This is a genomic window from Halorhabdus sp. SVX81, assembly GCF_029207715.1.
In the GTDB taxonomy this organism is placed as follows: Archaea; Halobacteriota; Halobacteria; order Halobacteriales; family Haloarculaceae; genus Halorhabdus.
This window is the reverse complement of sequence record NZ_CP104322.1, coordinates 1,323,603-1,345,918: the sequence shown is the minus strand read 5'-3', so window position 1 is coordinate 1,345,918 and position 22,316 is coordinate 1,323,603. Positions and strand designations below refer to the sequence as shown.

The window sequence follows — 22,316 nt, the reverse complement described above, 5'->3', positions numbered from 1 at the left end:
GATTGACCCCTTACGAATATCCGAAATGGAGCGTTGACGGACAGATATAGAATATCGAATACCGGTTACAATTGTGGATTATTAGCAATACTATGGGAACGCTTATGTGGATTCGGGTGATACACAGAATCGATACATGGCTGACGTCGACTTCCCGACACCGGCGGAGACAGCGGAGACGATCACCCCGGAGACCCTCAAATCCCGGATCGATGCCGGGGAGGCAGTCACGATCCTCGACGTTCGAATGGGCAGCGAGTACGAGGAGTGGCATATCGACGGGGACTCAGTCGAGACAATCAACGTGCCGTACTACGAGTTCCTCGACGACGATATCAGCGGCGACGTCTTTGACTCGATCCCCGACGATCGAACGGTTACGGTCGTGTGTGCGAAGGGGGAGGCCAGCGAGTACATCGCGGGCGTATTGAAAGCGCGTGGCTACGACGCCGAAAACGTCGCCAAGGGGATGAACGGCTGGGCGGAGATCTACGAGGCCGTCGAAGTCGAGGGTTACGACGGCCCTGGAACGGTCGTTCAGTATCAACGACCGTCCAGTGGCTGTCTGGGCTATCTCGTCGTCGACGGCGACGAGGCCGCAGTGATCGATCCGCTCCGTGCGTTCACTGATCGGTATCTCGACGACGCCGAGGACCACGATGCGGATCTCGTCTACGCACTGGATACCCACGTCCACGCAGACCACGTCTCCGGGATCCGTGCGCTCGCAGACGCGGGGGTCGAGGCAGTCCTGCCAGCGGCGGCGATCGACCGCGGCGTCGAAGACGCAGACCGTTTGACTGCCGCCGAAGACGGCGATGTCTTCACCGTCGGCGACATCGAGATCGAGGCGATTCACACGCCGGGCCACACGACCGGGATGACCTCCTACCTCGTGGGGGACGCGCTGCTCGCGACCGGGGACGGCCTGTTCGTCGAAAGCGTCGCCCGGCCGGACCTGGAAGCTGGCGATGATGGTGCCGAGGACGCCGCTCGGCAACTCTACGAGACATTGCAAGACAGGATCTTGACGCTCGACGACGACGTGCTGATCGCCGGCGGGCACACCAGTGATGCCGCGGAACCGGCCGCCGACGGCACCTACACCGCGCCGCTTGGTGACCTTCGTACGGAGATGGACGCCCTCTCGATGGACCGAGCTGACTTCGTGGAGTTGATCCTCGCGGACATGCCGCCCCGGCCGGCCAACTACGTGGACATCATCGAAACGAATCTGGGCCGTAAACAGATCGACGACGAGGAAGCGTTCACGCTGGAACTCGGTCCGAACAACTGTGCGGCCAGCCAGGATTCACTCGCCGGGGACTGATCGACGCACATGTTCCCGGACCCGATCGTCCTGTCGCTGTTCGAGACGCTGTTCCCCGAAGGAATCGCCCGCTACGCCATCGGCGGGCTGTTCGTCGGTCTCGGGACAGCCGTCATCTACGCAGCCACGGCCATCGCCCCCGGCGCGAGCACGTTCCTCGAATCGACGCTGACGTTCGTCTCGGATCGATCGCGCTTCCAGCAGTACCGCGCCACGCGTGACTGGCGGATCGTCTTCACCGTGGGGATCGTCCTCGGGGCAGCCGTCTACGCCCTCATCTGGCAGGGCGAAGTCTGGACGACGGACGTCCAGCCCTGGCGGCTCCTGGCCGGCGGGATCCTCGTCGGGATCGGCACACGCATCGGCAAGGGCTGTACCTCCGGTCACGGCGTCTGCGGGATCGGCTCGCGCTCGAAGACATCGCTGATCGGCGTGATCACCTTCCTGGGGGTCGCGATCGCGACGGCCCAGGTCGTCATGGCGCTGGGGGTGAGCCCCTGATGACGGGCGCGAACGGACCCGACGGCGGTCGGCATCCGCTGTTCATGCCCGTGATTCTGGTCGGGGGCCTCCTCTTCGGATTCGGCCTCGCTGCGAGTCAGATGGCCCGGCCCGAGGTCGTCCTGGATTTCCTCCAGCTAACCGACCTCGGCCTGCTGTTCGTGATGTTCGGCGCGGCGGTCGTCTCCGGACTCGCCTTCGCGGTGCTTCCACGGCTTCGCGAGCGTGCGCCGCTGACCGGCGACACCTACGGCCGTCGACTGAAGTCCTTCGACCGGAACGTCCTGGTCGGCGGGGCCATCTTCGGCGTGGGTTGGGGTATCTCCGGCGTCTGTCCGGGCTCGGCCTACGCGAGCGTCGGGATCGGCAACTGGCCGATCCTGATCGCGATCGCCGGGATGTTCATCGGCGCGTACCTCCAGGGCGTCTGGCGATCACGAACGAACTGACTGTTTCGCTTCGTCTTTTCCATGGAACCTGCCACGATAGCGCTGTTCGGCGTCGCGACCGTCTCGAGTCTCGGTATGGCCTGGGTGATCGGGGCCGGCTCGAGCGGCGCGACACCCTTTGCGCCCGCCGTGGGTGCCAACGCCATCTCGACACTCCGGGCGGCCCTCGTCGTTGGCGTCCTCGGATTTCTCGGCGCGGTGACCCAGGGCGGCAACGTCTCCGAGGCCGTCGGCAGTGGACTTATCAAGGGCGTCAGCCTCCCGCCGACGGGCGTCATCGCAGTCCTGTTGATCGGAGCAGGGCTGATGGCGATCGGGATCAAGACCGGCTATCCGATCGCGACCGCCTTCACCGTGACCGGGGCGGTGATCGGCGTCGGCCTCGCGATGGGGGGCGATCCGGCCTGGGCGAAATATGGGGAAATTGGCGCGCTGTGGGTCCTGACGCCGATCGGCGGCGGGGCGGTCGCCTTCGGGATCGCACGGACGCTCCCACGTCCGGACGTGCCCGAAGACGTGAGCGTGCCCATCCTGGCCGCGCTCGTCGGCGCAGTGGTCGTCAATCTGGAGTTCGCCTTCCTCGGCAGTGTCGGCGGGACGATCGCGACTGCGGGCGGGCGCGTGATGCCAGCCGGTCGCAGCCTCTCTGTCCCGCTCGTCACGGCGCTCGCCGCCGTCGCGAGTGCACTCGTCGTCCGATGGGATATTGCCCGCGACCTGACCGGCGGACTCCGGCGATTCCTGCTCGCGCTCGGCTCGCTCGTGGCGTTCTCGGCCGGCGCGAGTCAGGTCGGCCTGGCCGTCGGGCCGCTGGTTCCCCTGTTCGAGGGGCAGTCGATGGTCCCGACGTTCGCCATCCTGCTGGGCGGCGGGTTCGGCATGCTCGTCGGGTCCTGGACCGGCGCGCCCCGGATGATCACCGCCCTCTCCCAGGAGTACGCCTCGCTGGGTCCACGGCGCTCGATCGCGACGCTCGTCCCCTCCTTTTTGATCGCCCAAATCGCTGTCCTGCTCGGTGTTCCGGTCTCGTTCAACGAGATCATCGTCAGCGGCATCGTTGGCAGCGGCCTGGCCGTCGGCGGAGCCGACGTCAGCCGCCGAAAACTCGTGGTGACCGTCCTCGCGTGGATCGGCTCGCTCGCGGTGGCGCTGGGACTCGGATACGGTGTCGCGACACTGTTCGTGGCGAGATGACCCAGGCGGCCGGTCACGTCCCGGTCATGATCTCGAAACGGGCACCGCCGGACTCGCTCTCAGTGACCGTGATCGTCCAGTCGTGGGCCTGGACGATCTCCCGGACGATCGCGAGGCCGAACCCGGTGCCGTCCTCGGCGGTCGTGAAACCGCTCTCGAAGACATCCACGCGCTCCTCCTCTGGGATGCCCGGCCCGTCGTCCGCGACGAAAAACCCGTTCTCGACATCCCCGACGGTGATAGTCACGTCCTCGCCGACGTGGTCGATCGAATTGCGGAAGAGGTTCTCAAGGAGCTGTCGGAGCCGGCTCCGTTCGGCCTGCAGAGTTACGTTCCCCTCCGTTCGAAGCGTCGCTCCCTCCGTCTTGACGGTCTCCCAGGACTCCGCGGCGATCGTCGATAGCTCAACGGCTCCCGTCTCGGTGACGGTCTGGCCGCCCTGTGCAAGCGTCAGGACATCGTCGATCAGCGCGTCCATCCGATCGAGGGCGTCCGCGACATCGTCCAGCTGGTCGCTGTTACACTCCGTCCGGAGCAGGTCGAGACGTCCCACCGCCACGTTTAACGGGTTTCGCAGGTCGTGGGCCAGGACGCTGGCGAACTCGTCGACGCGCTCGTTCTGGCGTTCGAGTTCAGTGGTGACCAGGCCGTGTTCGAGTTCATAACCAACCCACTTGCTCATCAATCGAACGATGGTCTGCTCGGCGTCGGTGAACGGTTGCTCGCGCGGCTCACTCGAGGCAAAACAAAACGTGCCATACAGTTCACCGTTCGCAACGACTTTGCCACCAACGTAACTACCCAGTTCGAACACCTCGTAGGCTGGATCGCTTTCCCATCCGGCTTCGACGGCGTCAGCGATCACGAGTAAATCGTCGGCCTGTATCGTTTTGCGACAGTATGCCTCGGAGAGCGGACACGTCTCTCCAGGTTGGAGGAGCGCGTGATCACCGTGTGCATAGACGATCCGCTGTGTTCCGGACTCCAAATCACCGTTCGGTCCCGGTTTGATCTGGGAGAGAAAGCCATACGCGAGATCCAAATGTTCACACCCCAGTTCGAGCAATCGGGTTACCTTCTGTTCGAACGACCGGTCGGTGTCGGCCGTGATCTCGTAGAGCTCCTGGAGCAGATCGACCGTCGCCTCGCGCTGGCGCTCCTGTTCCTTCCGTTCGGAGATATCACGGACAATCCCGGTAAAGCGATGGTCGCCGTCGATCGTCGTCTCGCCAAAGGAGATGCCCAGCGGGATTTCCGTCCCGTCGCGATGGCGACCCGGCAGTTCGATCCAGTCCCAGTCGAGTTGGCGCTGGCCGGCTTCGAGATACCGAGAGATCGCCGCCGTATGCTCGTCGTGAAACCGTTCGGGCATAATGGTATGGAGTGACTCGCCGACCAGTTCCCCTGGCGTATAGCCGAACAATTCTGTGATCGCATCGTTCGCATACTGAATAATGCTATCCTCGTCGATAGTCAGGACGCCAAGCGTCGTCTGCCCGGTCAGCGCCTCGAAGCGGGCCTCCGTGCGCTCGAGTTCTGCCAGACGCGCGCCGCCCGCAGCCGTGGAGAGCGAAGGTGGGGAATCGCCCGCTGGTCGTTGTCGACGCTGCTCGACGGCGGTGACGATCCGCGTTGCAAGTTCGCTGTAGGCGTCCGGCCCATCGGGCCGCCGCACGTAGTCCGTCACGCCCGCGGAAATCGCCTCGCTGGCGGCGGCCGGGGAGTCCACATCAGTGATCAAAACGAACGGGAGATCTGGATGGTCCGCCCGGACGGCCTCGAAGAACTCGATTCCGGTCGTGTCAGGGATGTCGTCGCTGGCGACGACACAATGGTACCCGGAAGCGGCGAGAGCGTCCACTCCAGCATCGGCGTCCGGCACACTCTCGACGGCGAGTCGATCGGCAACACGTTCGAGAGCTGTCGCCGGCGCGGTTTCCGCGTCCACGCTGCCCGCAACGAGGAGGACGCGGATCGTCTCGACCATATCAGGTTCACCTGCCGCCCGAAGTTAAACAGTTCGACGACGCCGAGAGGGCTGCTAGCCGGCCCGTCAGGCCACGCGCTTTGGCGGCACGACCAACACGTTGCCGTCTGCCTTTGCCACGACATCCTCGGAGACGCTCCCGAGCAGGAGTCGCCGGAGCCGACTGTGGCCGCGCGAGCCGACCAGCGTCGTCGTCGGGTCGTATTCCCCTTCGGCGGCGAGGATCTCCTCGACTGGGTCGCCATCCCGAACCGCAATCCGCGTCTCGATGTCCCACTCCGCGAGTTGGTCGGCCAGTTCGTCGAGTTGCTCGCGAGGGGCGGCATCCAGATCCGGATCGGCGGGCGTCCGGACGTGGACGAGCGTGGCCTCCTTCGTCGCGTGCCGCAGGTACGAGAACGCCTCGAAGGCCTCCTGGGCGTTCTCCGAAAAGTCCGTCGCGTACAGCATCCGTTCGAAGAGATGGTCTTCGAGCACGGCCGGATCTTCGGTCGCCCGCTGGATCCGGTTGACGAGCAGCGGTGTCACCGACGTCCGGGCGAGATTGCGGGCCGTCGAGCCGATCAAACGGTTCTCCAGCGGACTCGATCCCCGCGAGCCGACGATCGAGAGGCTCGCACCGACTGACTCCGCGATCCCGTTGATACGACGATGTGGCGTCCCACGGACCACGTGGGTTTCGACGCCGAAGCCGGCATCTTCGAAGGGTTTCCGATAGCGATCGAGCGCACGCTGTCGGCGCTTCTCGAAGTTCATTCCAGGCATGCCCGAGTGGACGTTCGACGGCACGACCGTCACGAGGTGGAACTCCTCGATGCCGATCCGGTCGAGACAAGCGAGACAGGTCTCGTTGGCGATCGTGGCTTCGCTCGCTTCCGAGAGGTCTGTCGCGTAGACGGCCTTCATATCAATCAGTTGGGCACGGGGAGTATAATATTGCTTCGATCATTCAATACTACGTGGTGCCGGTGTGTGTCCACTCCCGAACAACTGAGGCCCCACGGGCCGGATAGCCCGGCACGGTCATGGGGTACCTTGGATCGAGGAACCAGTGAAAATATCCGGTATTGACGGCCTCGGTCGAATTTCGAGTTCGCTTTGGGGGCGGACCGGTGCGTCGGGGCAGTATATTCGCATAACTTCGAGAGATATCTCCGTCGGTTACGTGGCGGATACGCGTTTGTAATATTGTGCAATCAGTTCAAAAGCGTTTTATCCACCCATGGAGTAGAGAGTATTGAACGACAAACCATGATCCGCACACAACTGCCGCTGGTGGCGAGGGGAGACGCATGATCGGGCTCGGGTCGGGAGCCCAGATGCTGCAGGCCGGCGCGCTCGTGGGCGCAGTCTTACTCGAGGCGGTGGTCCTCTATCTGGGATATGGCGCACTGTCGAGTGTCGTCGCGGAACCGATCGTCGAACACATTCGTACACGCTAACCCATGGAACTGTTCGGACTCGCCGCGAGCATGCTGGTGCTGTTCGTCGGTTTCGGTTTCATGGTCGGCGTGCTGTTCGGATTCTTTGGGATGGGGGGTTCCTTCCTCGTGACGCCCGCCCTGATGATCATGGGCTTCGAGACCACAACCGCGGTCGGGAGCGGCATGGCCTTCGTCTTCGGGACAGCCGTCATCGCGACGCTGAAGCACCGTGATCTCGGCCAGGTCGACTACAAACTCGGGGGGCTGATGATCGTCGGGACGACTGCTGGCATCGAAGTCGGTCGGATCGGCCTCTATTTCCTCCAGGATCAGGGACTGGCCGGCCTCATCGTCGGCGTCACGTACGTCGTCCTGCTGGGTGGAGTCGGACTGTTCGTCACCCGGAACGCGCTCAAAGAAGGCGAGGAGAGCAGCGACGACCACCACGACGCTGACGCGGAGATCGATCCGGACGACATTCCGGACATCGCGAAGAAGATCCAATCCTACACTGTCCCGCCGATGATGACAATCGGCGGCGGCATCAAGGTCTCGCTGTGGATGGTACTCGGCGTCGCCTTCGCGACCGGGCTGCTCTCAGGATTCCTGGGGGTCGGCGGTGGCTTCATCCGGATGCCAGCCATGTTCTACCTGATCGGCGTGCCCGTCCCGATCGCCGTCGGGACCGACCTCTTCGAGATCGTCTTCTCGGGCGGGCTGGGCTCGTTCCTCTACGGACTGGAGGGCGGCGTCGACCTCTCGATCGTCGCGCCGCTCTTGGCGGGGAGCGCGCTCGGCGCTCGAATCGGGTCGACAGCCACCAGCCTGGTCGACGAAAGTGAGATCAAGATCTACTTCGGGCTGATGCTCGTCGGGGGCTCGATCGCGGTCGCGCTCCGCCAGGTCGGCAACGCCACCGGGATCGACGCCCTCCAGGTCGTGAGCTTCGGGCTCATCATGCTCGCCGCGCTCGCGGTCGGGAGTGCCGTCATCTACAGTGCCGTCAGCGCGCTTCGGGAAGACCCCGAATCGGCTGACGTGGCACCGGCGGACTGACTCCAGCGGGCCGCCATCTTGTCATAGATCGCCAGTGCGCGCTTGCTGTCGAATCGACGCGGCCCGGTCGCGAATGGCGTCGCGTTCCTGATCGTCCTTGTCGTCCCAGTGGCTGTAGACCAGTCCCATCCGGTGGTTCGACCGGAAGCGATCCTCGTTGCGCCCCAGAAAGTCCCAGTAGAGTGCGTTGAACGGACACGCGTTCTCGCCAGTCGTTTTCGTCTTATAATACGGACAATCACCGCAGTAGTCACTCATCCGATCGACGTAGTTGCTTGAGGCCGCGTAGGGTTTCGTCGAGAGGACATCGCTAGCGAACGTACCCATCCCGACGACGTTGGGCGTCGTCACCCAGTGAAAGGCGTCGACGTAGGCGGCGTGGAACCAGCGATTGAGTGCCTGGGGGTCGATTCCGAACGTCGTCGCGAAGTTCGAGAGGATCATCAGGCGCTCAATATGGTGTGAATACCCGCGACGGCGAACCCCGTCGATCACGTCGGCGAGACACGCCATGTCGGTTTCGCCGGTCCAGAAAAACGTGGGGAGTGGTTCGGTCGCATTCAACTGATTTGCGGTTCCCAACTCGTCGCGCTCCCGTCGATAGACGTGCCGGACGAACTCCCGCCAGCCAAGTACCTGCCGGACGAGCCCCTCGACGCTATTGAGCGGTGCCTCGCCGCGCTCGTAAGTGTCGATCGCCCGCTCTATAACCTCGCGAGGGTGAACCAACCCGAGATTCAGGCTGGTCGAGAGCAACGAGTGGCTCATCGCCCACGACTCGCGTCGCATTGCATCCTGATACGGACCGAACTCCGCGAGGCGGTGCTCACAGAAGTCCGCGAGCGCTTCGAGTGCCTGCTGACGCGTCACCGGCCATCGAAACGGCTCCGGATCGGCCCACGAGCCGCCGTAGGGCGCTTCATCGTAGCTGCCGTCGAAGCGGTTGGCCACCCACGAATCCACGTCGCGAGTTATCTCGTCGAGATCGAATGCGGGTGCCGTGGGTGGCGTCCAGTCGTCGGGCGGCGTCTCGCGGTTGTCCTCGTCGTAGTTCCACTCGCCACCCACGGGTTCGTCGTCGTCCATCAAATACCCGGTCTCCCGGCGCATGTGTCGGTAGAAGTCCTCGTGGCGGTAGTTGTCGCCTGTACGATCGGCTGCCCAGTCGTCGAACAGTTTCCGCGAACAGCAAAACAGGGAGTTCTCGACGATTTCGAGGGATCCCCCGCGTTCCTCGACGAGAGACCGGAGCCTGTCTGCGTCGCCGCCTGCCGGACACATCATCGTCAGGTCGTCGCCGGGGGTGTCGTCGAAGTGGGCGTCGAGGCCGTCGCCAAACGTCTCGACCTGGTGATAGTGGACATCTCGACCCGCGTCCCGGAGCGCGTCACGGAAATGACGCATCGCGCTAAACACGAGCGTGAGCTTCTGGGGGTGGTACGGGAGGCGCTCGGCGAAGGCGTGGGCTTCGATCAGCAAGACTGGCTCGGCCGGCCGTTCGGCGACGGGGCCGTGTTCGCGAGTGAGTTGATCGCCAAGCACCCAGACGGTCACGGGTTCGACCTCCCGAAACGCATGAATGCACTGTTCGTACCGATGATGTGTAAAGGCACGTTTCGGTCAGGCCGACCCGGACCCATTATCGCTCACCGGAGAACGGACGCGGCGGGAGTGAGCAAACGCGAAGCGTTTGCGAACTACGCCGCGTCCGTCGTGTGTGACGAGCGGACGCGAGGAACCGCGACGGACGCGGCGGGATTCGAACCACACGAAGACGTGCTCGCTTCGCTGTGCGCGTCTTCTTTACTTCGAATCCCGCCAGTGTCGTTCTTACGGCTCACTATCGTTCGCCGGAGAACGGACGCGGCGGGATTCGAACCCGCGATCGAGAGGTTAGGAACCTCTCGCCCTGTCCCCTAGGCCACGCGTCCTACCGGAAAATGGGGTGAGGCCAAAGAAAAACTGTTGGGTTTGTGGCGTGCGATTCGACGCGCGCCAAACCGCTCAGTTGGTGCTCGTGCTGGTTTCGGAGTCGGCGTCAGCGTCAGCCGACGTCACGCCAGCATCGTCGGACGATTCGTCGTCTAGGGAACTGCCACTTTGGATCTCTTCGAGTTCTTGCTCGACCTGTTCACGTCCTTTCTGGAACTCGCCGATGGCCTGGCCACTCGACCGGGCAAGCTTTGGAATCTTGTTTGCCCCGAACAGGAGAACGGCGAGCAATAGGAGGAGGAGTACCTCCGCCCCGCCGGGAATGCCGGGTACTTGCAGGATTGTTGTTTCGAACATCGCTACTTGATTCTTACCTACTGTCTATTATAGTCTTTTTGCTAGTCGCCCCCTCGTTAGAACGCGCCCGGGGTCGACCAGCGGTCAGGGTTGTCGAGAGCGGTACACCTTTGCGGGACTCACCCGTAGCATGGAGCGCAATGGTATCAGAAGGCGACTCTGCACCGGACTTCACCGCACCACTCGCAAACGGCGATGTCGATTCGTTCACCCTCTCGGAACATCTCGACGAAGCCCCGCTCGTGCTCGCGTTCTTCCCGGGCGCGTTCACGAGCGTCTGCAGCCACGAGATGACCGCGTTCCGCGACCGCATCCAGGAGGTTGAGGAAGCCGGCGCGACGCTGTACGGCATCAGCGTCGACTCGCCGTTCGCGCTCAACGAGTTTCGTGACAAACTCGAACTGCCCTTCGATCTGATCAGCGACGCCGAGAAAGAGATCGTCGACGCCTATGATCTCACGATGGACTTCGACGACCTCGGCGTCTACGATGTCGCCAAGCGCTCGGTGTTCGTCCTCAACGCGGACGGCGAAGTCACCTACGCGTGGGTCAGCGACGACCCCGGCGTCGAGCCGGACTACGACGAGGTACTCGAAGCCGCAGCCGACGCAGCCTGACGCCGCACAGCCGACCGATTTTTCTCGACCCGGCCGCTGTAGCCTCTATGAGCAACGCGTCAGATGCCGGCAGTGAAGCTGAAAGCGCAGGTCGAATCTACGATCCGGAGGCGGAACATACGTTCCCCGACGAACGGCTCACGGAGGTTCTGGAATACGTCACGACGGATGCCGAAATCCAGGCGTACTTATCGGCACAGAACGTCAATCCCGTGACGCGCAAGCAGTACAACGACCACGGCGAAAAACACATCACGATCGTCCGGAACCGAGCGCTATGCCTGTACGACCTATTGAAAGCAGGCGGTGTGACGTTCAACGGCGCACGCGAACAGGGACTTGCGGAGGCTGACGAACCCGTCATCGTCGCTCTGGCCGCGACGCTACACGACATCGGCCACGTTGTCCACCGGGACGACCATCCCTACTACTCGATTCCGCTGGCAGCGGACCTACTGGACCGTATTCTGTCTGAGTTGCCGTTTTACGACATCGCCGAAGCGGTCCGAGTCAAGAGTGAAGTCCTTCATGCGATCCTCTGTCACGACACCGCGGAGGAACCACTGACACTCGAAGCCGGCGTCGTGCGGGTGGCTGATGCGCTGGACATGGAAAGTGGCCGGTCACGGATTCCGTACGAACACGGTGGCCGCGGGATCAACACCGTCTCCAGCCAGGCGATCGAGGCAGTCCACCTCCGGACCGGCGACGGAGTCCCCGTCCTCGTCGAAATCGAGATGACCAACGCCGCGGGCGTTTACCAGGTCGATAACCTCCTGAAATCGAAACTCCACAACTCCGGTCTCGAGGAGTTCCTCCGGATCGTGGCCATCAACACCCGCGAGGATACCGACCGGATCGTCGAGCGCATCGAATTGTGAAAGAGCCACACGCCGAATCCAACACCGGACCGCTTTAGAGGGTCGACCCCCTCTATCCCATTGTTATGGGCTTCGGAAGCTACGATGAATCCGAACAGGAGAATCAGGCCAGTGGCTCGGACATTGACGACAGCGAGAGCGTCGACGTCGATGCGACCGACCACGATGGGGACGTGAGCTTCGAAGCGGACGCCTCACAGGACGAACTCCTGGACAAACTCCAGGACATGAAAGACTGAAAGCGGCTACAGGCTGTTCTCTATCCTCTTCTCTCGTATTCGTCCGCGAGTTCGTCGAGTGTCTCGTGATGCTCCGTCGTGTGTGGTGCCGTCAGCGGCGAGACGCTGACGCGATCCTCGATGACGGCCCGGCGGTCGGTCCCATCAGGATCCGGAATGGTGCCCTCTGCCATCCACTCCCAGATGCGATCGTGGAGTTCGATCTCGTCGCCGTTTTTGAGGGCCCCCATCTCGTAGACCCGTGAGGGCGTCGTAATCTCCATGGGGGCCGTCGCCTCGCCGTCGACGGCCAGCGGTGCGTTGACGTTGAGGTAGTCGGCCTCCTCGAAGACGTCCGATTCCAACGCATGCTCGAGGAGATACCGGGTGGCGCGAGTCGCGTTCGCGTAGGACTCCGGTTCGTCCGTGAGTGGGTCCCACTTGTCGTCGTCCCGGACGGGGACGTACATCGAGACGGCGATGGCGGGAACCTCGAAGAACGTCGCTTCGACGGCTGCACTCACTGTCCCAGACCGACCCAGAACGTACGCCCCCAGGTTCGCGCCGTCGTTACAGCCGGCGACGACGATGTCGACGTCGTCGAGGAGGACTTCCATCCCGGCAACGACACAGTCCGCCGGCGTGCCGTCGATAGCGTAGCCGAGTTCGTGTTCAGTCACGCCGACGTTCGTGGATATCGACCGACCGACTGCACTCCGGTCGTCGGCTGGTGCGACGGCAGTTACGTCACCGACAGCGGAGAGCGCCTCGTACAGCGCCCCCAGACCGACGCTGTCGATGCCGTCGTCGTTCGTCAGCAGGATCGTCGGCTCGTCGTTCATGGGCGTACTCGGGTCGGCGGGCGCAAAAACCTTCCTCGCGGGGTGCCAGCGCGGAGCCGTCCGCCGTTCAGGGAACTGGCACGCTGTCGACGACTGTTTCGGCGTCGACGACCAGATTGTACGCCCCTTCGTCGTCGTTCCAGAGTGCCAGCGTGTTTTCGAAGGAGAGCAAGTCGCCGTACTGACTCGCGACCAGATCGCGATTGAGCGTCGACTCCCGGGTCAGGACGGCGAAGTGGTCGGTCCCCTCGCTGCCGTCGCCCACGAGAAAGAGCGGATTGGCGTCGGGACCCGAGCGTAGATCCGGACTGAGCTTGATCCCGACGACGTCGACCCGGTCGGTGACATACCCGTCGGCGTCGGCCATTTTCATGACGCGTGATGCATCCGGCGTGTACTCGATCGCCGTCGCGTCGTCTTTCCGGAGGATCGAGTATGCGTACTGGACATCGGCGTTCTCGAACTCGCCGTCGTCATGGTCGGGATCGTCGCAGGCGTCCTCAAGCCGCTCTTGGAACGGCGGCACCGCCAGATCGGGCTTGCGATCGAACGACCAGCACTTCCCGGCGGGCGTCTCGTCGGGCCAGAGGCGCACTGTCGGCGCGTAAATCGTGTAGGTGTCCTCGACGGCTCGCTCGATCGTCCGAAGGCCGGTCGCCGTTCGCTTATCAGCAGGCGAAAGTCCCAGGATCGATCCGTCGGATTCGAGCGCGTCGGCGTACGTTCGGAGGACGGCCGCCGGGGAATCGAGTTCGTCGAGGACGTTCGAAAAGATGATCAGATCAAACGTGCCGGCCGGATCGAAATCCTCGGCGTGCTCGCGGTGGATGGTCGTGTGTGCGTTTCGTCCAGTTTCATCCAGCAGCTCCGAGAGGACATCGGCGGCGTCGCTGGGCTCGACGGCATGGTAGTCGACGATTCCGCCGCCCTCACACACGAGATCTATGATCCCCAGTCCCGGACCGCCGACGCCGGCCCCGACATCAAGCACCCGGAGCTGTGTCGACAAGCGGTCGGCGGCAAGCAATGGCTCCAGCGCGTATTGCCCGACGGCGTAGTAATCGGGGAGGTGATAGATCCCGTACGCAAGCGCGGTCACCCGGTCGTATGCGACGTCGGCTCCCTGGAGATACGACTCCTTGATGGATCGGATTCGCGAGCGGAGTTGCTCACCGGATTCCCCATCCGGCCAGCCGGCCCCGAACTCCCCGACCAGCAGATTCTCGAGCACCCGGGCGTACCGCTCCGGGAACGCCTCGACCTGGTCGACAGTTGCGTCGAGCGGTCCCTCGGAAGCCGGCACGAAGGTGCCATCATCCCGCTCGCGCAGGCCGAGTTCGACGGCGGACTCCCGAATTGTCTGTTTGACGACGCCCGGATGGGGTCGTTGGGCCACGTACTCCTGAATTTCGTCGGGATCGATCGGCCGGACGTTCCGAAGGTACCGGACGCTGTCGAGGATCGCGTCCCGCTGGTCGTCACTCATCGGTGCCCTCGTCCGGTCGAGCCGCTCGGTACAGTGCTTCGAACGTTTCGTCGTCGGCGTCGGCGAGCCGCTCGGCCGCCGCCGCCACGTCCTCGCTCCCCTCGAAGGCGGCCTGAATGTCGGCGTAGACGCGCGCCTCGCCGCCAGTGACGGTTTCGAGCAGGTCGAACAGCCCGGCTGAGATCGGCGTCTGGAATCGATCCGGGACCGATTCGCCAGCCAGACCGAACGCCAGGATCGCGGCGTGTGTCCTGGCCTGGACAGTCTCCATCGCCGCGTCGTGTTCTTCGGAGGTCGTCTCGAAGAGGTCGTTGCCGGCCGCCGCCAGGGCGTCACGAACCTGGTCCGTGACGGGACCCGATTCGTCAGCCACCAGCGGCACGTTTCCGGGGGCGTTCGCCGGGGCAAAGAGCGGGTGAAAACTGACGCGTTCACAGTCCGGGGCGTGGTCAGTCATCGCCGCGACGGGGTCGGCCATGATCCCTGCCACGTCACAGATCGCCCGTTTCGCGTTCGAAGCGTACGTTTCGATCGCGTCGACGGTCACCGGCATCGGCACGGCGACACAGACCAGGTCGAAGCGTTCTGTGGTGTCCGGAGAGACGGCTCGGCCGCCGACGGTCGCTGTCGCGGTCCGGGCCACCGCCGAATCGGTGTCGGCGAACGCAAAATCCAGTGAAGCAGCGGCGTGTTCGTCGAGAGTCCGGGCAAACCATTGGCCCATTTCCCCGGCCCCGACGACGAGTACGTTCATGCCACTTCGATACTCCGGGACGACCCAAAAGCAGTTCGCCTCGCCAGCCGGTGTCGTCAGCGAAATATAACGATCGATGCCCCTTCGAAAGCGCTAACACGCCCGAATAAATAGTCGGGGGCATGAAGCGCGTCCGCTTTCGTGACCCGGCAGGAACGATTCGGGGGGGACGGTGGGTCGTCGAAGAGGGGCAAGCGTACGTTACGACTGCACTAGGGGATCCCGCGTCCATCCCAACGGACGACCGAACGTACCCGGCCGAGGACGTCGACGTGTTGCCACCCTCACAGCCGACGAAGATCGTCTGTATCGGACGCAACTACGTCGATCACGCCGACGAGCAGGATGCCGACGTTCCCGATCGTCCGTTGCTCTTCTTGAAACCGCCAAACACGGTGGCGAGCCACGGCTCGACGGTCTCGCTTTTGGCCGGCAAGGAACGCATCGACCACGAGGCCGAACTCGCGGTCGTCATCGGCGAGACCTGCCACGACGTGAGCGAGAGCGAGGCCGAGGACGTCATCGCGGGCTATACTTGCTTCAACGATCTCTCGAACCGCGACGATCAGCGCGTCGAGACCAACTGGGTCCGCGGCAAGGCATTCGACAATGCCGCGCCGATGGGGCCTGTACTGGCAACGCCGGAAGAAGTACCGGCGGACGCGAGCATCGAACTCCGGGTCAACGGCGAGACTCGCCAGTCGGGCAGCCGTGAGGACATGGTGTTCTCGGTGCCCGAGTTGATCGCCGAAATTACCGACTATATGACCCTCGAACCCGGCGACGTGATCGCGACGGGCACGCCGGCCGGCGTCGGCCCACTCGAAAACGGCGACACGGTCGAGATCGAGATCGAAGGGATCGGGACGCTCGAACACGGCGTCCATATCCCCGAGTGACGACTCGCCAGCAGACACTGACGCCACGGAGACAATGGAACAACTCGACGTCGCGGACGGGTTCGACGTGCACGAGTACCGTCACGGACTCAAGTTGTTGAAGGACGATCGGGAGACGACGCACCTCGAAAACCGCGAGGGGTTCGGGTGTCCAGCCTGTGGCCGCCCCTTCGAACGGTTGCTCATTTCCGAAAAGCGGATGCACACGTTCTCGTCTCCGCCCGGGCCGTTCTGTCTGGTTCGGACGGACGAGCAGTTGCTTGTGCTGACTCACCAGGAGTGACGCAGTCTCCCCGGAAGGCAAACTGTTAGGGGCCAGGCTGTCGAGTGTAGGGGCATGGCAGCGGTAACTGACCTGGTCGAGCGCCTCCGCAGCGGGGAGCTCCGGCTGTACGAACTCGAAGAGATAGCCGATCCGGACGACGCGACTGCCGCCCGCCGGCAGTACATCGCCGAGGAGACCGACGCCGATCTAGAGACAGTCGGCTCGTACTCGATCGACGCCGCCGACGCCGAGCCCAACATCGAGAACATGATCGGGACGGTCCAGATCCCGATGGGTGTCACTGGTCCCCTGCCCGTCGACGGCGAGGCGGCCGACGGCAAGTACAACGTTCCGCTGGCGACGACCGAGGGTGCCCTGGTCGCCAGTGTCAATCGCGGCGTCACCGCGATCCGGAACGCCGGCGGGTCGACCGCCCGTATCATGAAGTCGGGGATCACCCGCGCCCCCGTCTTCAGCGTCGCGGACGTCGGTGAGGCCAAGGAAGTCGCCGACTGGGTCCGCGAGAACGAGGCCGAACTCGCGGCGGTCGCCGAGGACACCGATCCACACATCGCCTTCGAGGACGTGACGCCGTACGTCGTCGGCGACTCGGTTTTCCTCCGGTTCCGGTACGACACCGGCGACGCTATGGGAATGAACATGGTGACTATCGCCAGCGAGGCAGCCGCCGAACTGGTCGAAGCAGAAACGCCGGCGGAACTGGTTGCACTTTCGGGGAACCTCTGTTCCGATAAGAAACCGGCGGCGATCAACTCCATCGAGGGACGGGGCTATACGGTCGCGGCGGACGTGTTCCTCCCAGAGGACCTCGTCGAGGAGACCTTTCACACGACCAGCGAGGCGATCGCGGCCGTCAACACGCGGAAGAATCTCGTGGGGAGTGCAAAAGCCGGAAGTCTCGGGTTCAACGCCCACGTCGCCAACATCGTCGGCGCGGCCTTTCTCGCGCTGGGCCAGGACGAGGCCCAGGTCGTCGAGGGATCGAACGCGATCACGAGCCTCGAAGCCCGCGAGGACGGCCTCTACGCCAGCGTAACGCTCGCCTCGCTCGAAGTGGGCACCGTCGGCGGCGGGACGGCCCTCCCGACCCAGTCCGAAGCTCTCTCGATCCTGGGAGTCGCCGGCGGCGGCGATCCAGTCGGCTCGAACGCCGAAGCACTCGCAGAGATCATCGCGACGACCGCGCTGGCGGGCGAACTCTCCTTGCTGGCCGCGTTAGCTTCCCGGCATCTCTCCAGCGCCCACGAGGAACTCGGTCGGTGAACAGCAGCCCCGTAGCTACAGAGCGGCGATCAACGCGGAAATGCTCACCCGTCGTCGGCCTCAGTCGTTGCCTCGGCCGTGTCGTCGACAACAACGGCGTAGCCGTATCCAGTAGCGATGAGAAAGAGGCCACTGAGCGCGAGGAACAGTCCACCGACGACGGCGAACAGGAGGGGTGACTTCGCGAGCGGTGCGAGAAAGACGAGTGTGAACCCGGCCGCCCCCGACAGTGACCCGACACCAGTCCGGTATCGCCCTTTCGTTGCCGCATACAGCCCCCACGTTCCCAGCCCGATCGCAAGGACGCCCGCAATGACGCTCAGTACCTCGTAGCTCCCGAGGCGAACGCGAAGATCAAGCGCGAATGCACCGGCGGCAACGACACCCGCAATGGCGAGTGCGATCCCGCAGATCAACGGCTCGATGGCCATCGAGTCGGTCGACTCACGAGTACTCACACCCCCCAATTGGGACCCGATCCTCTTGAAACTGTGCGAAAATCGGCGATTGCCGGGACGATCCACGGGCTCACCTTCACTTTCGCCGTGGGCGGACGGCTGAGCGGTTTATGTGCCGCCCGCAAACACCAACTCGGCGGCCGTCGGCGAGCACCGGCGGGCGTCCCCAGAAGTGAGACACATGGCCACCAAAGACAACTCGATCCCCGGACGCATCCAGCCCTGGCTCGGCGTGATCAAGCGCTCGTTGACGATCCTGTTGCTCGCCTACGGCGTGCTCAGGGCACTCGGCATCGCATAGCGTCCTCAAACGAGACGATACGTCCCCCGATTTTCGCTGACGTCGCCGGCTCTGAGGAGGGATTGGAGCGCTCGCTGGGTATAATCCTCGGGCACCCCATGTTCGGCGGCGTATTCGACGACTGCATCCTCGTCCGGGTCCTCCAGCTCGGCGAGTGCCGTACGGACGATTTCCTCGCGGCTGGTCGATCCGCCGGCCCCTTCCGTTGCGCGTCGACCCGCGTCGGCGGCCTCGTTGCTATCGACGCCCTTCGATTCGAGATACGTGTCGTCATCGATCACGTCCTCGTCGATTCGAGTCTCCATCTCGGCGTAGGAGTCCAGTCCGTCGAACGCCTCGCCCAGATCCTGGCGTTCGGCGAGCATCGCCGCGCGAGCCTGCCGGGCAGCGTCGGCCGTTTCGGTCTGGGCGAACTTCCGCAGGAGGTCGAACTGCCGGCGCTTGCCACATCGTGGACACTGTGAGGTTTCGGGTCGCCCCTCGATCACCCACAGCGCGCTGCACTCCGTACACCCGACCACCGAGTACATGGCCGTCATCTCCGACCGGACGGGCTTGAATCCTCCGCTCGGTCTATCGACTTGGCCATCTTCACGTGCGTGATGCCGGCCTCCTCGAACTCGTCGCTGACCTGTTCGTAGCCCAGGTGCTCGTAGAAATCGACGACGCGAAGCTGTCCATGGAGTATCAGCCGCGTTAGTCCCTGTCGTCGCGCCGCGGCCTCGACGGCGGCCATGAGTTGTCGTCCGAGTCCCTCTCCGCGGTGGGGCTGGAGGACCGCCAGGCGTTCGACCTTGCCGACGCCGGCCTCGGGTTCACGCAACCGCGCAGCACCAACCGGTTCGCCGTCGGCGTAGGCGACGAAGTGGGTCGCCGCATCCTCGTGCTCGTCGATCTCGATGTCCGGATCGACGCCCTGCTCCTCGACGAAGACGGCAAAGCGGACGTCGTAGGCGTCCTCGCGGTCGCCGTCGACCTCGATGCGGTAGTCGGTGGCGGTCATGCTCGTGACTGAGCAGTGTAGGCGGTGACGGTCAAAGGGCGTTGCGTTCGTCGGTCGCGGACCGGGATCAAAGCCGATGATTTCTACGTTTGCGATGGCGGTCACTGGAGTCGATCCCGCTGTGTGGCCAGAAACTCACGGACGCGTTCGATTGTCCCTTCCGGCACCGTTTGCTGTTGAAATTCGCCCTTGAACGAATCGACGAACGACTCGTCCGTCAGTTGATCATCGATGGTACGCAGTTGCTTGGCGAGCGCGTCTGGATCCCCACGGTGAAGGTGCTTTTCGATCCGATCGAAGTCAGCGTCGTCAGCGGCTGCGACCACGTCACGGGCATCGGTAAATCGCCCGCTGTGGAGTTTGATCGCGAGAAGCAGTTCCCGCTCCGGAATCCGCGTGGTCACCGATTGCGTTCGTCCGACCGTGACGGATTGGGCGTGCTGGTCGAGATACCGATACGACCACTCGGCTTCTGTCTGTCGACAGCGGAGCGCATCCACCATCAGTTCGATGCTCACTGGATTGCCGACATCCTTCGAATACTGGATGAACTGGCCTTCGTAGATGCCATTCGTATCGTGCTCACTCGTCCGGTCGTAGTCTCGGTCGCCGAGAAACGACTCGTAGTTTTCGACCGCTTCCACGGGGACGACGAGATCGACATCAGTGGAGAAGCGTTGATTGAACGCGGTGATGGCCCAGCCACCGACGAGAACGTACGGTAGGGACGCGCCGTTGATCGACTCAAGTGTCGTTGGCAATTCCTGTTCGCGAGCGGGTAGACTCATTGTGCTGGGGCGTAGCTGGGGCTATCCACGTCGATTTCTACGTCGTACTCGTCGGCGACCATCTCCAACGCCGGCTCGAAGTTCCACCGGTACTCCCGCATATACTCGATCGTTTCCGACAAGGGAACGACGGGATCCCCCTCGACCCACTCGGGATCGATCGGATCCGTCGTCGGATACACGCTGTAATAGACGGTGCCCGCTGCATCGTCCACGACCGAGTCGTCGCGCTCGCCGATCACGCACGGAATGTCGTACCGCTCGAAAAAGGATCGCCACTGCTCGACATCGGCGTCGTGGACCTGGATGAAGACCGGGTAGGCGTCGCCGCCGCGAGCGACCTGGTACCCGCCATGGGTCCAGACGTAGACGGCATCGATCTTTGTGAACGCGAAGTCCATCCCGGCGAAGTGTGGGATCACGTACGACTCCGCGACACCGGGCGACGTCTGTCGGGCGATCGAGGCCATCAATTCCGCATATCCGTCCCGGACCTCTGGCGCAGTCACTCGAATCCCATCGGCGCGCTCGACGACATCGATCTCTTCCAACCGTTCGACCCAGGTGTAGACCCACGAATACGTGCCGTCGATCTTCTGGGCGACCCGGCGGATCGAATCACCCTCGCTCGCAGCCAAGACGATCTTCGCTGGGGCGGCATCGACGTAGTCCATCATTGGTTATCTCTATACAGATAACAAGGATAAATCTTCGCGTCCCGTGACGATCGTGTGTAGAGACAGATGGATCGAAGCGAACACCACTATGCCCCCTCCCACCGGTTGTATCAGAAGACTTCCTCTTCTAGTCACTCGTACCTCCCGATGTTCGCCGGCTACCAGGATTCGGCTGATTAGCGGGTAGAAACAGGGGATATGCGTCAGGCCAGTTTCTCGATGTTCTGGCGGCTACGCCGCCAGAGCCCGAGGAGTTGGCCTCAGGCCAACTCTTCGATGTTTGCGACGATCTCCTCGGCGTACTCCTCGGTGCCGAGCTTCTCTGCGTCTTCGAGCTGTCGTTCGAGGTCGTAGGTGACCTTGCCCGACGAGATGGTCTCCTCGACGGCGTCACGGACGAGATCAGCGGCCTCGTCCCAGCCCATGTAATCGAACATGAGGCGGCCGGAGAGGATCATCGCGGTCGGGTTAGCCATGTTCTGGCCGGCGCGTTTCGGCGCGCTGCCGTGGACCGGTTCGGCCAGGACGCGGGCGTCGCCGAAGTTCGCACCGGGCGCGATGCCCAGGCCGCCGATCTGCGCGCCGGCGGCGTCTGAGAGGTAATCGCCGTTGAGGTTCGGCATCGCGAGCACGTCGAACTCGTCGGTGCGGAGTTGCATCCACTGCAGCATCGCGTCGGCGAGGCGCTCCTCGACCATGACGGCGTCTTCGGGAATGTCGACCTCGTCCTGGGTCTCCCAGAGGGAATCAGGCGCAGCGAAGACCTCCTCGTCGGGGTACTCCTCCTCGGCGACTTCCATGCCCCAGTCACCGAACTGCCCCTCGGTGAACTTCATGATGTTGCCCTTGTGGACGAGCGTGACCTTGTCGCGGTCGTGTTCGATGGCGTAGTCGATGGCCTTCCGGACGAGGCGCTTTGAACCGTATTCCGTGATCGGCTTGATGCCGATTCCGATCGGGCCGTCGTGCATCGTCTCGTCGAAACCCATCTCCTCTTCGACGAAGTCACGGACTTCCTCGACCTCGTCGGTGCCTTCCTCCCACTCGATGCCGGCGTAGACGTCCTCGGTGTTCTCCCGGAAGGTCACCATGTCCATCTCCTCGGGCGCTTTCATCGGCGAAGGGACGCCGTCGAGATAGTACGTCGGGCGGACGTTCGCGTAGAAATCCAGCGTCTGGCGGAGCGCGACGTTCAGACTCCGGAAGCCAGCGCCGACGGGCGTCGTCAGCGGCCCCTTGATCGAGACACGGAACTCGTCGATCGCGTTGACCGTATCGTCCGGGAGGTTCTCGTCGTAGCGCTCACGGCCGGACTCGCCGGCGTAGACCCGCATCCAGGCGATCTCGCGGCCGGTCGCCTCGGCGGCGGCGTTGAGCACCTTCTGAGCGGCGGGGCCGACGTCCTTGCCGATCCCGTCGCCGTGGATGATCGGGATGATCGGGTTCTCGGGGATGTCCAGTTCGTCCGCGTCCTCGTCGATGACTTCGATGGGCTGTCCCTCGCTGGGGACAGAGACCTGGTCGTATCCGTCTGCCATGTTCCGACCCTCGCCCGTGGCTTACAAAGGCCTGCCGCTTTCCGCGAGAACCGCACTCCCGGCACGCCTTTCCGC

The 22,316-nt window shown here is 63.5% G+C and carries 25 protein-coding genes and 1 tRNA gene; 12 read left to right on the top strand and 14 right to left on the bottom strand.

Annotation, left to right across the window (positions count from 1 at the left end; translation table 11 throughout):
* Positions 1-136: 136 nt before the first annotated feature.
* The 4 genes from SVXhr_RS06670 to SVXhr_RS06655 are packed head-to-tail and all read left to right on the top strand — an operon-like array spanning position 137 to position 3,474.
* Positions 137-1,330, top strand: coding sequence for an MBL fold metallo-hydrolase (locus SVXhr_RS06670; RefSeq protein WP_275740595.1), 1,194 nt, complete (start codon positions 137-139; stop codon positions 1,328-1,330).
* 9 nt (positions 1,331-1,339) lie between these two features.
* Positions 1,340-1,831, top strand: a complete 492-nt coding sequence (locus SVXhr_RS06665) for a YeeE/YedE thiosulfate transporter family protein (RefSeq protein ID WP_275740593.1) — start codon at positions 1,340-1,342, stop codon at positions 1,829-1,831.
* Positions 1,831-2,280 carry a YeeE/YedE family protein gene (locus SVXhr_RS06660; protein WP_275740591.1) on the top strand — a complete coding sequence of 150 codons (450 nt, stop codon included), beginning with the start codon at positions 1,831-1,833 and terminating at the stop codon, positions 2,278-2,280. Before SVXhr_RS06665 ends, SVXhr_RS06660 begins: the two co-directional genes overlap by 1 nt.
* Before the next feature lie 21 nt (positions 2,281-2,301).
* The gene (locus tag SVXhr_RS06655) at positions 2,302-3,474 is read left to right on the top strand and encodes an inorganic phosphate transporter (RefSeq protein ID WP_012795325.1); all 1,173 of its coding nucleotides are present in this window, start codon (positions 2,302-2,304) and stop codon (positions 3,472-3,474) included.
* 13 nt (positions 3,475-3,487) lie between these two features.
* On the opposite strand, the gene SVXhr_RS06650 is transcribed toward SVXhr_RS06655, so the two are convergent.
* Together SVXhr_RS06650 and SVXhr_RS06645 are read right to left on the bottom strand one after the other, a co-directional pair.
* A complete protein-coding gene (locus tag SVXhr_RS06650) occupies positions 3,488-5,461 on the bottom strand; it encodes a PAS domain S-box protein (protein WP_275740587.1) in 1,974 nt (657 codons plus the stop codon).
* Positions 5,462-5,527: 66 nt separating this feature from the next.
* Entirely contained in the window at positions 5,528-6,367 is an 840-nt protein-coding gene (locus SVXhr_RS06645) for a universal stress protein (protein ID WP_275740585.1), read from the bottom strand.
* A 386-nt stretch (positions 6,368-6,753) separates the two neighbouring features.
* Between SVXhr_RS06645 and SVXhr_RS06640 the strand changes: the two genes are divergently transcribed.
* Complete coding sequence (locus SVXhr_RS06640) at positions 6,754-6,903, top strand: hypothetical protein (protein ID WP_275740583.1); 150 nt, start codon at positions 6,754-6,756, stop codon at positions 6,901-6,903.
* 3 nt (positions 6,904-6,906) lie between these two features.
* On the top strand, positions 6,907-7,941 hold the full coding sequence (locus SVXhr_RS06635) for a sulfite exporter TauE/SafE family protein (RefSeq protein ID WP_275740581.1): 1,035 nt from the start codon (positions 6,907-6,909) through the stop codon (positions 7,939-7,941).
* 21 nt (positions 7,942-7,962) lie between these two features.
* On the opposite strand, the gene SVXhr_RS06630 is transcribed toward SVXhr_RS06635, so the two are convergent.
* The 3 genes from SVXhr_RS06630 to tatA form a co-directional block, all read right to left on the bottom strand.
* Positions 7,963-9,495 (bottom strand): cryptochrome/photolyase family protein, encoded by a 1,533-nt coding sequence (locus SVXhr_RS06630; RefSeq protein ID WP_275740579.1) that lies wholly within the window; start codon positions 9,493-9,495, stop codon positions 7,963-7,965.
* Positions 9,496-9,799: 304 nt separating this feature from the next.
* Positions 9,800-9,872 (bottom strand) — tRNA-Arg (locus SVXhr_RS06625).
* Between the two features lie 73 nt (positions 9,873-9,945).
* The gene (gene tatA / locus SVXhr_RS06620; protein ID WP_275740577.1) at positions 9,946-10,230 is read right to left on the bottom strand and encodes a twin-arginine translocase TatA/TatE family subunit; all 285 of its coding nucleotides are present in this window, start codon (positions 10,228-10,230) and stop codon (positions 9,946-9,948) included.
* Between the two features lie 140 nt (positions 10,231-10,370).
* On the opposite strand from tatA, the gene SVXhr_RS06615 reads away from it, so the two are divergent.
* From SVXhr_RS06615 to SVXhr_RS06605, 3 genes are all read left to right on the top strand, one after another.
* Complete coding sequence (locus SVXhr_RS06615) at positions 10,371-10,847, top strand: redoxin domain-containing protein (RefSeq protein WP_275740576.1); 477 nt, start codon at positions 10,371-10,373, stop codon at positions 10,845-10,847.
* 47 nt (positions 10,848-10,894) lie between these two features.
* The gene (locus tag SVXhr_RS06610) at positions 10,895-11,728 is read left to right on the top strand and encodes an HD domain-containing protein (protein ID WP_275740574.1); all 834 of its coding nucleotides are present in this window, start codon (positions 10,895-10,897) and stop codon (positions 11,726-11,728) included.
* 65 nt (positions 11,729-11,793) lie between these two features.
* Positions 11,794-11,967, top strand: a complete 174-nt coding sequence (locus tag SVXhr_RS06605) for a DUF5786 family protein (protein ID WP_275740572.1) — start codon at positions 11,794-11,796, stop codon at positions 11,965-11,967.
* Between the two features lie 20 nt (positions 11,968-11,987).
* Here the strand turns inward: SVXhr_RS06605 and surE are convergent, their stop codons facing one another.
* The 3 genes from surE to SVXhr_RS06590 all read right to left on the bottom strand — a co-directional run bounded on the left by surE (position 11,988) and on the right by SVXhr_RS06590 (position 15,028).
* Complete coding sequence (gene surE / locus SVXhr_RS06600; RefSeq protein WP_275740570.1) at positions 11,988-12,788, bottom strand: 5'/3'-nucleotidase SurE; 801 nt, start codon at positions 12,786-12,788, stop codon at positions 11,988-11,990.
* 67 nt (positions 12,789-12,855) lie between these two features.
* Complete coding sequence (locus SVXhr_RS06595; protein WP_275740568.1) at positions 12,856-14,274, bottom strand: methyltransferase domain-containing protein; 1,419 nt, start codon at positions 14,272-14,274, stop codon at positions 12,856-12,858.
* On the bottom strand, positions 14,267-15,028 hold the full coding sequence (locus SVXhr_RS06590) for a prephenate dehydrogenase/arogenate dehydrogenase family protein (protein WP_275740566.1): 762 nt from the start codon (positions 15,026-15,028) through the stop codon (positions 14,267-14,269). Before SVXhr_RS06590 ends, SVXhr_RS06595 begins: the two co-directional genes overlap by 8 nt.
* 122 nt (positions 15,029-15,150) lie before the next feature.
* Between SVXhr_RS06590 and SVXhr_RS06585 the strand changes: the two genes are divergently transcribed.
* From SVXhr_RS06585 to hmgA, 3 genes are read left to right on the top strand one after another with little or no spacing between them, the layout of a single operon-like run.
* Positions 15,151-15,927, top strand: a complete 777-nt coding sequence (locus SVXhr_RS06585) for a fumarylacetoacetate hydrolase family protein (protein ID WP_275740564.1) — start codon at positions 15,151-15,153, stop codon at positions 15,925-15,927.
* A 34-nt stretch (positions 15,928-15,961) separates the two neighbouring features.
* Positions 15,962-16,210 carry a flagella cluster protein gene (locus SVXhr_RS06580; protein WP_275740562.1) on the top strand — a complete coding sequence of 83 codons (249 nt, stop codon included), beginning with the start codon at positions 15,962-15,964 and terminating at the stop codon, positions 16,208-16,210.
* A gap of 54 nt (positions 16,211-16,264) precedes the next feature.
* A complete protein-coding gene (hmgA, locus tag SVXhr_RS06575) occupies positions 16,265-17,476 on the top strand; it encodes a hydroxymethylglutaryl-CoA reductase (NADPH) (RefSeq protein ID WP_275740560.1) in 1,212 nt (403 codons plus the stop codon).
* 44 nt (positions 17,477-17,520) lie between these two features.
* Here hmgA and SVXhr_RS06570 read toward each other — a convergent pair whose 3' ends face one another.
* The 6 genes from SVXhr_RS06570 to icd all read right to left on the bottom strand — a co-directional run bounded on the left by SVXhr_RS06570 (position 17,521) and on the right by icd (position 22,241).
* Positions 17,521-17,934 carry a hypothetical protein gene (locus tag SVXhr_RS06570; protein ID WP_275740558.1) on the bottom strand — a complete coding sequence of 138 codons (414 nt, stop codon included), beginning with the start codon at positions 17,932-17,934 and terminating at the stop codon, positions 17,521-17,523.
* Positions 17,935-18,240: 306 nt separating this feature from the next.
* Complete coding sequence (locus SVXhr_RS06565) at positions 18,241-18,765, bottom strand: DUF5817 domain-containing protein (protein ID WP_275740556.1); 525 nt, start codon at positions 18,763-18,765, stop codon at positions 18,241-18,243.
* Positions 18,766-18,770: 5 nt separating this feature from the next.
* Entirely contained in the window at positions 18,771-19,238 is a 468-nt protein-coding gene (locus tag SVXhr_RS06560; RefSeq protein ID WP_275740554.1) for a GNAT family N-acetyltransferase, read from the bottom strand.
* Positions 19,239-19,339: 101 nt separating this feature from the next.
* Positions 19,340-20,026: a hypothetical protein gene (locus SVXhr_RS06555; RefSeq protein WP_275740552.1), complete on the bottom strand. Its 687-nt coding sequence runs from the start codon at positions 20,024-20,026 to the stop codon at positions 19,340-19,342.
* Entirely contained in the window at positions 20,023-20,703 is a 681-nt protein-coding gene (locus SVXhr_RS06550) for a helix-turn-helix domain-containing protein (protein ID WP_275740550.1), read from the bottom strand. Before SVXhr_RS06550 ends, SVXhr_RS06555 begins: the two co-directional genes overlap by 4 nt.
* A 260-nt stretch (positions 20,704-20,963) precedes the next feature.
* Positions 20,964-22,241, bottom strand: a complete 1,278-nt coding sequence (gene icd, locus SVXhr_RS06545) for an NADP-dependent isocitrate dehydrogenase (RefSeq protein WP_275740548.1) — start codon at positions 22,239-22,241, stop codon at positions 20,964-20,966.
* Positions 22,242-22,316: the final 75 nt, after the last annotated feature.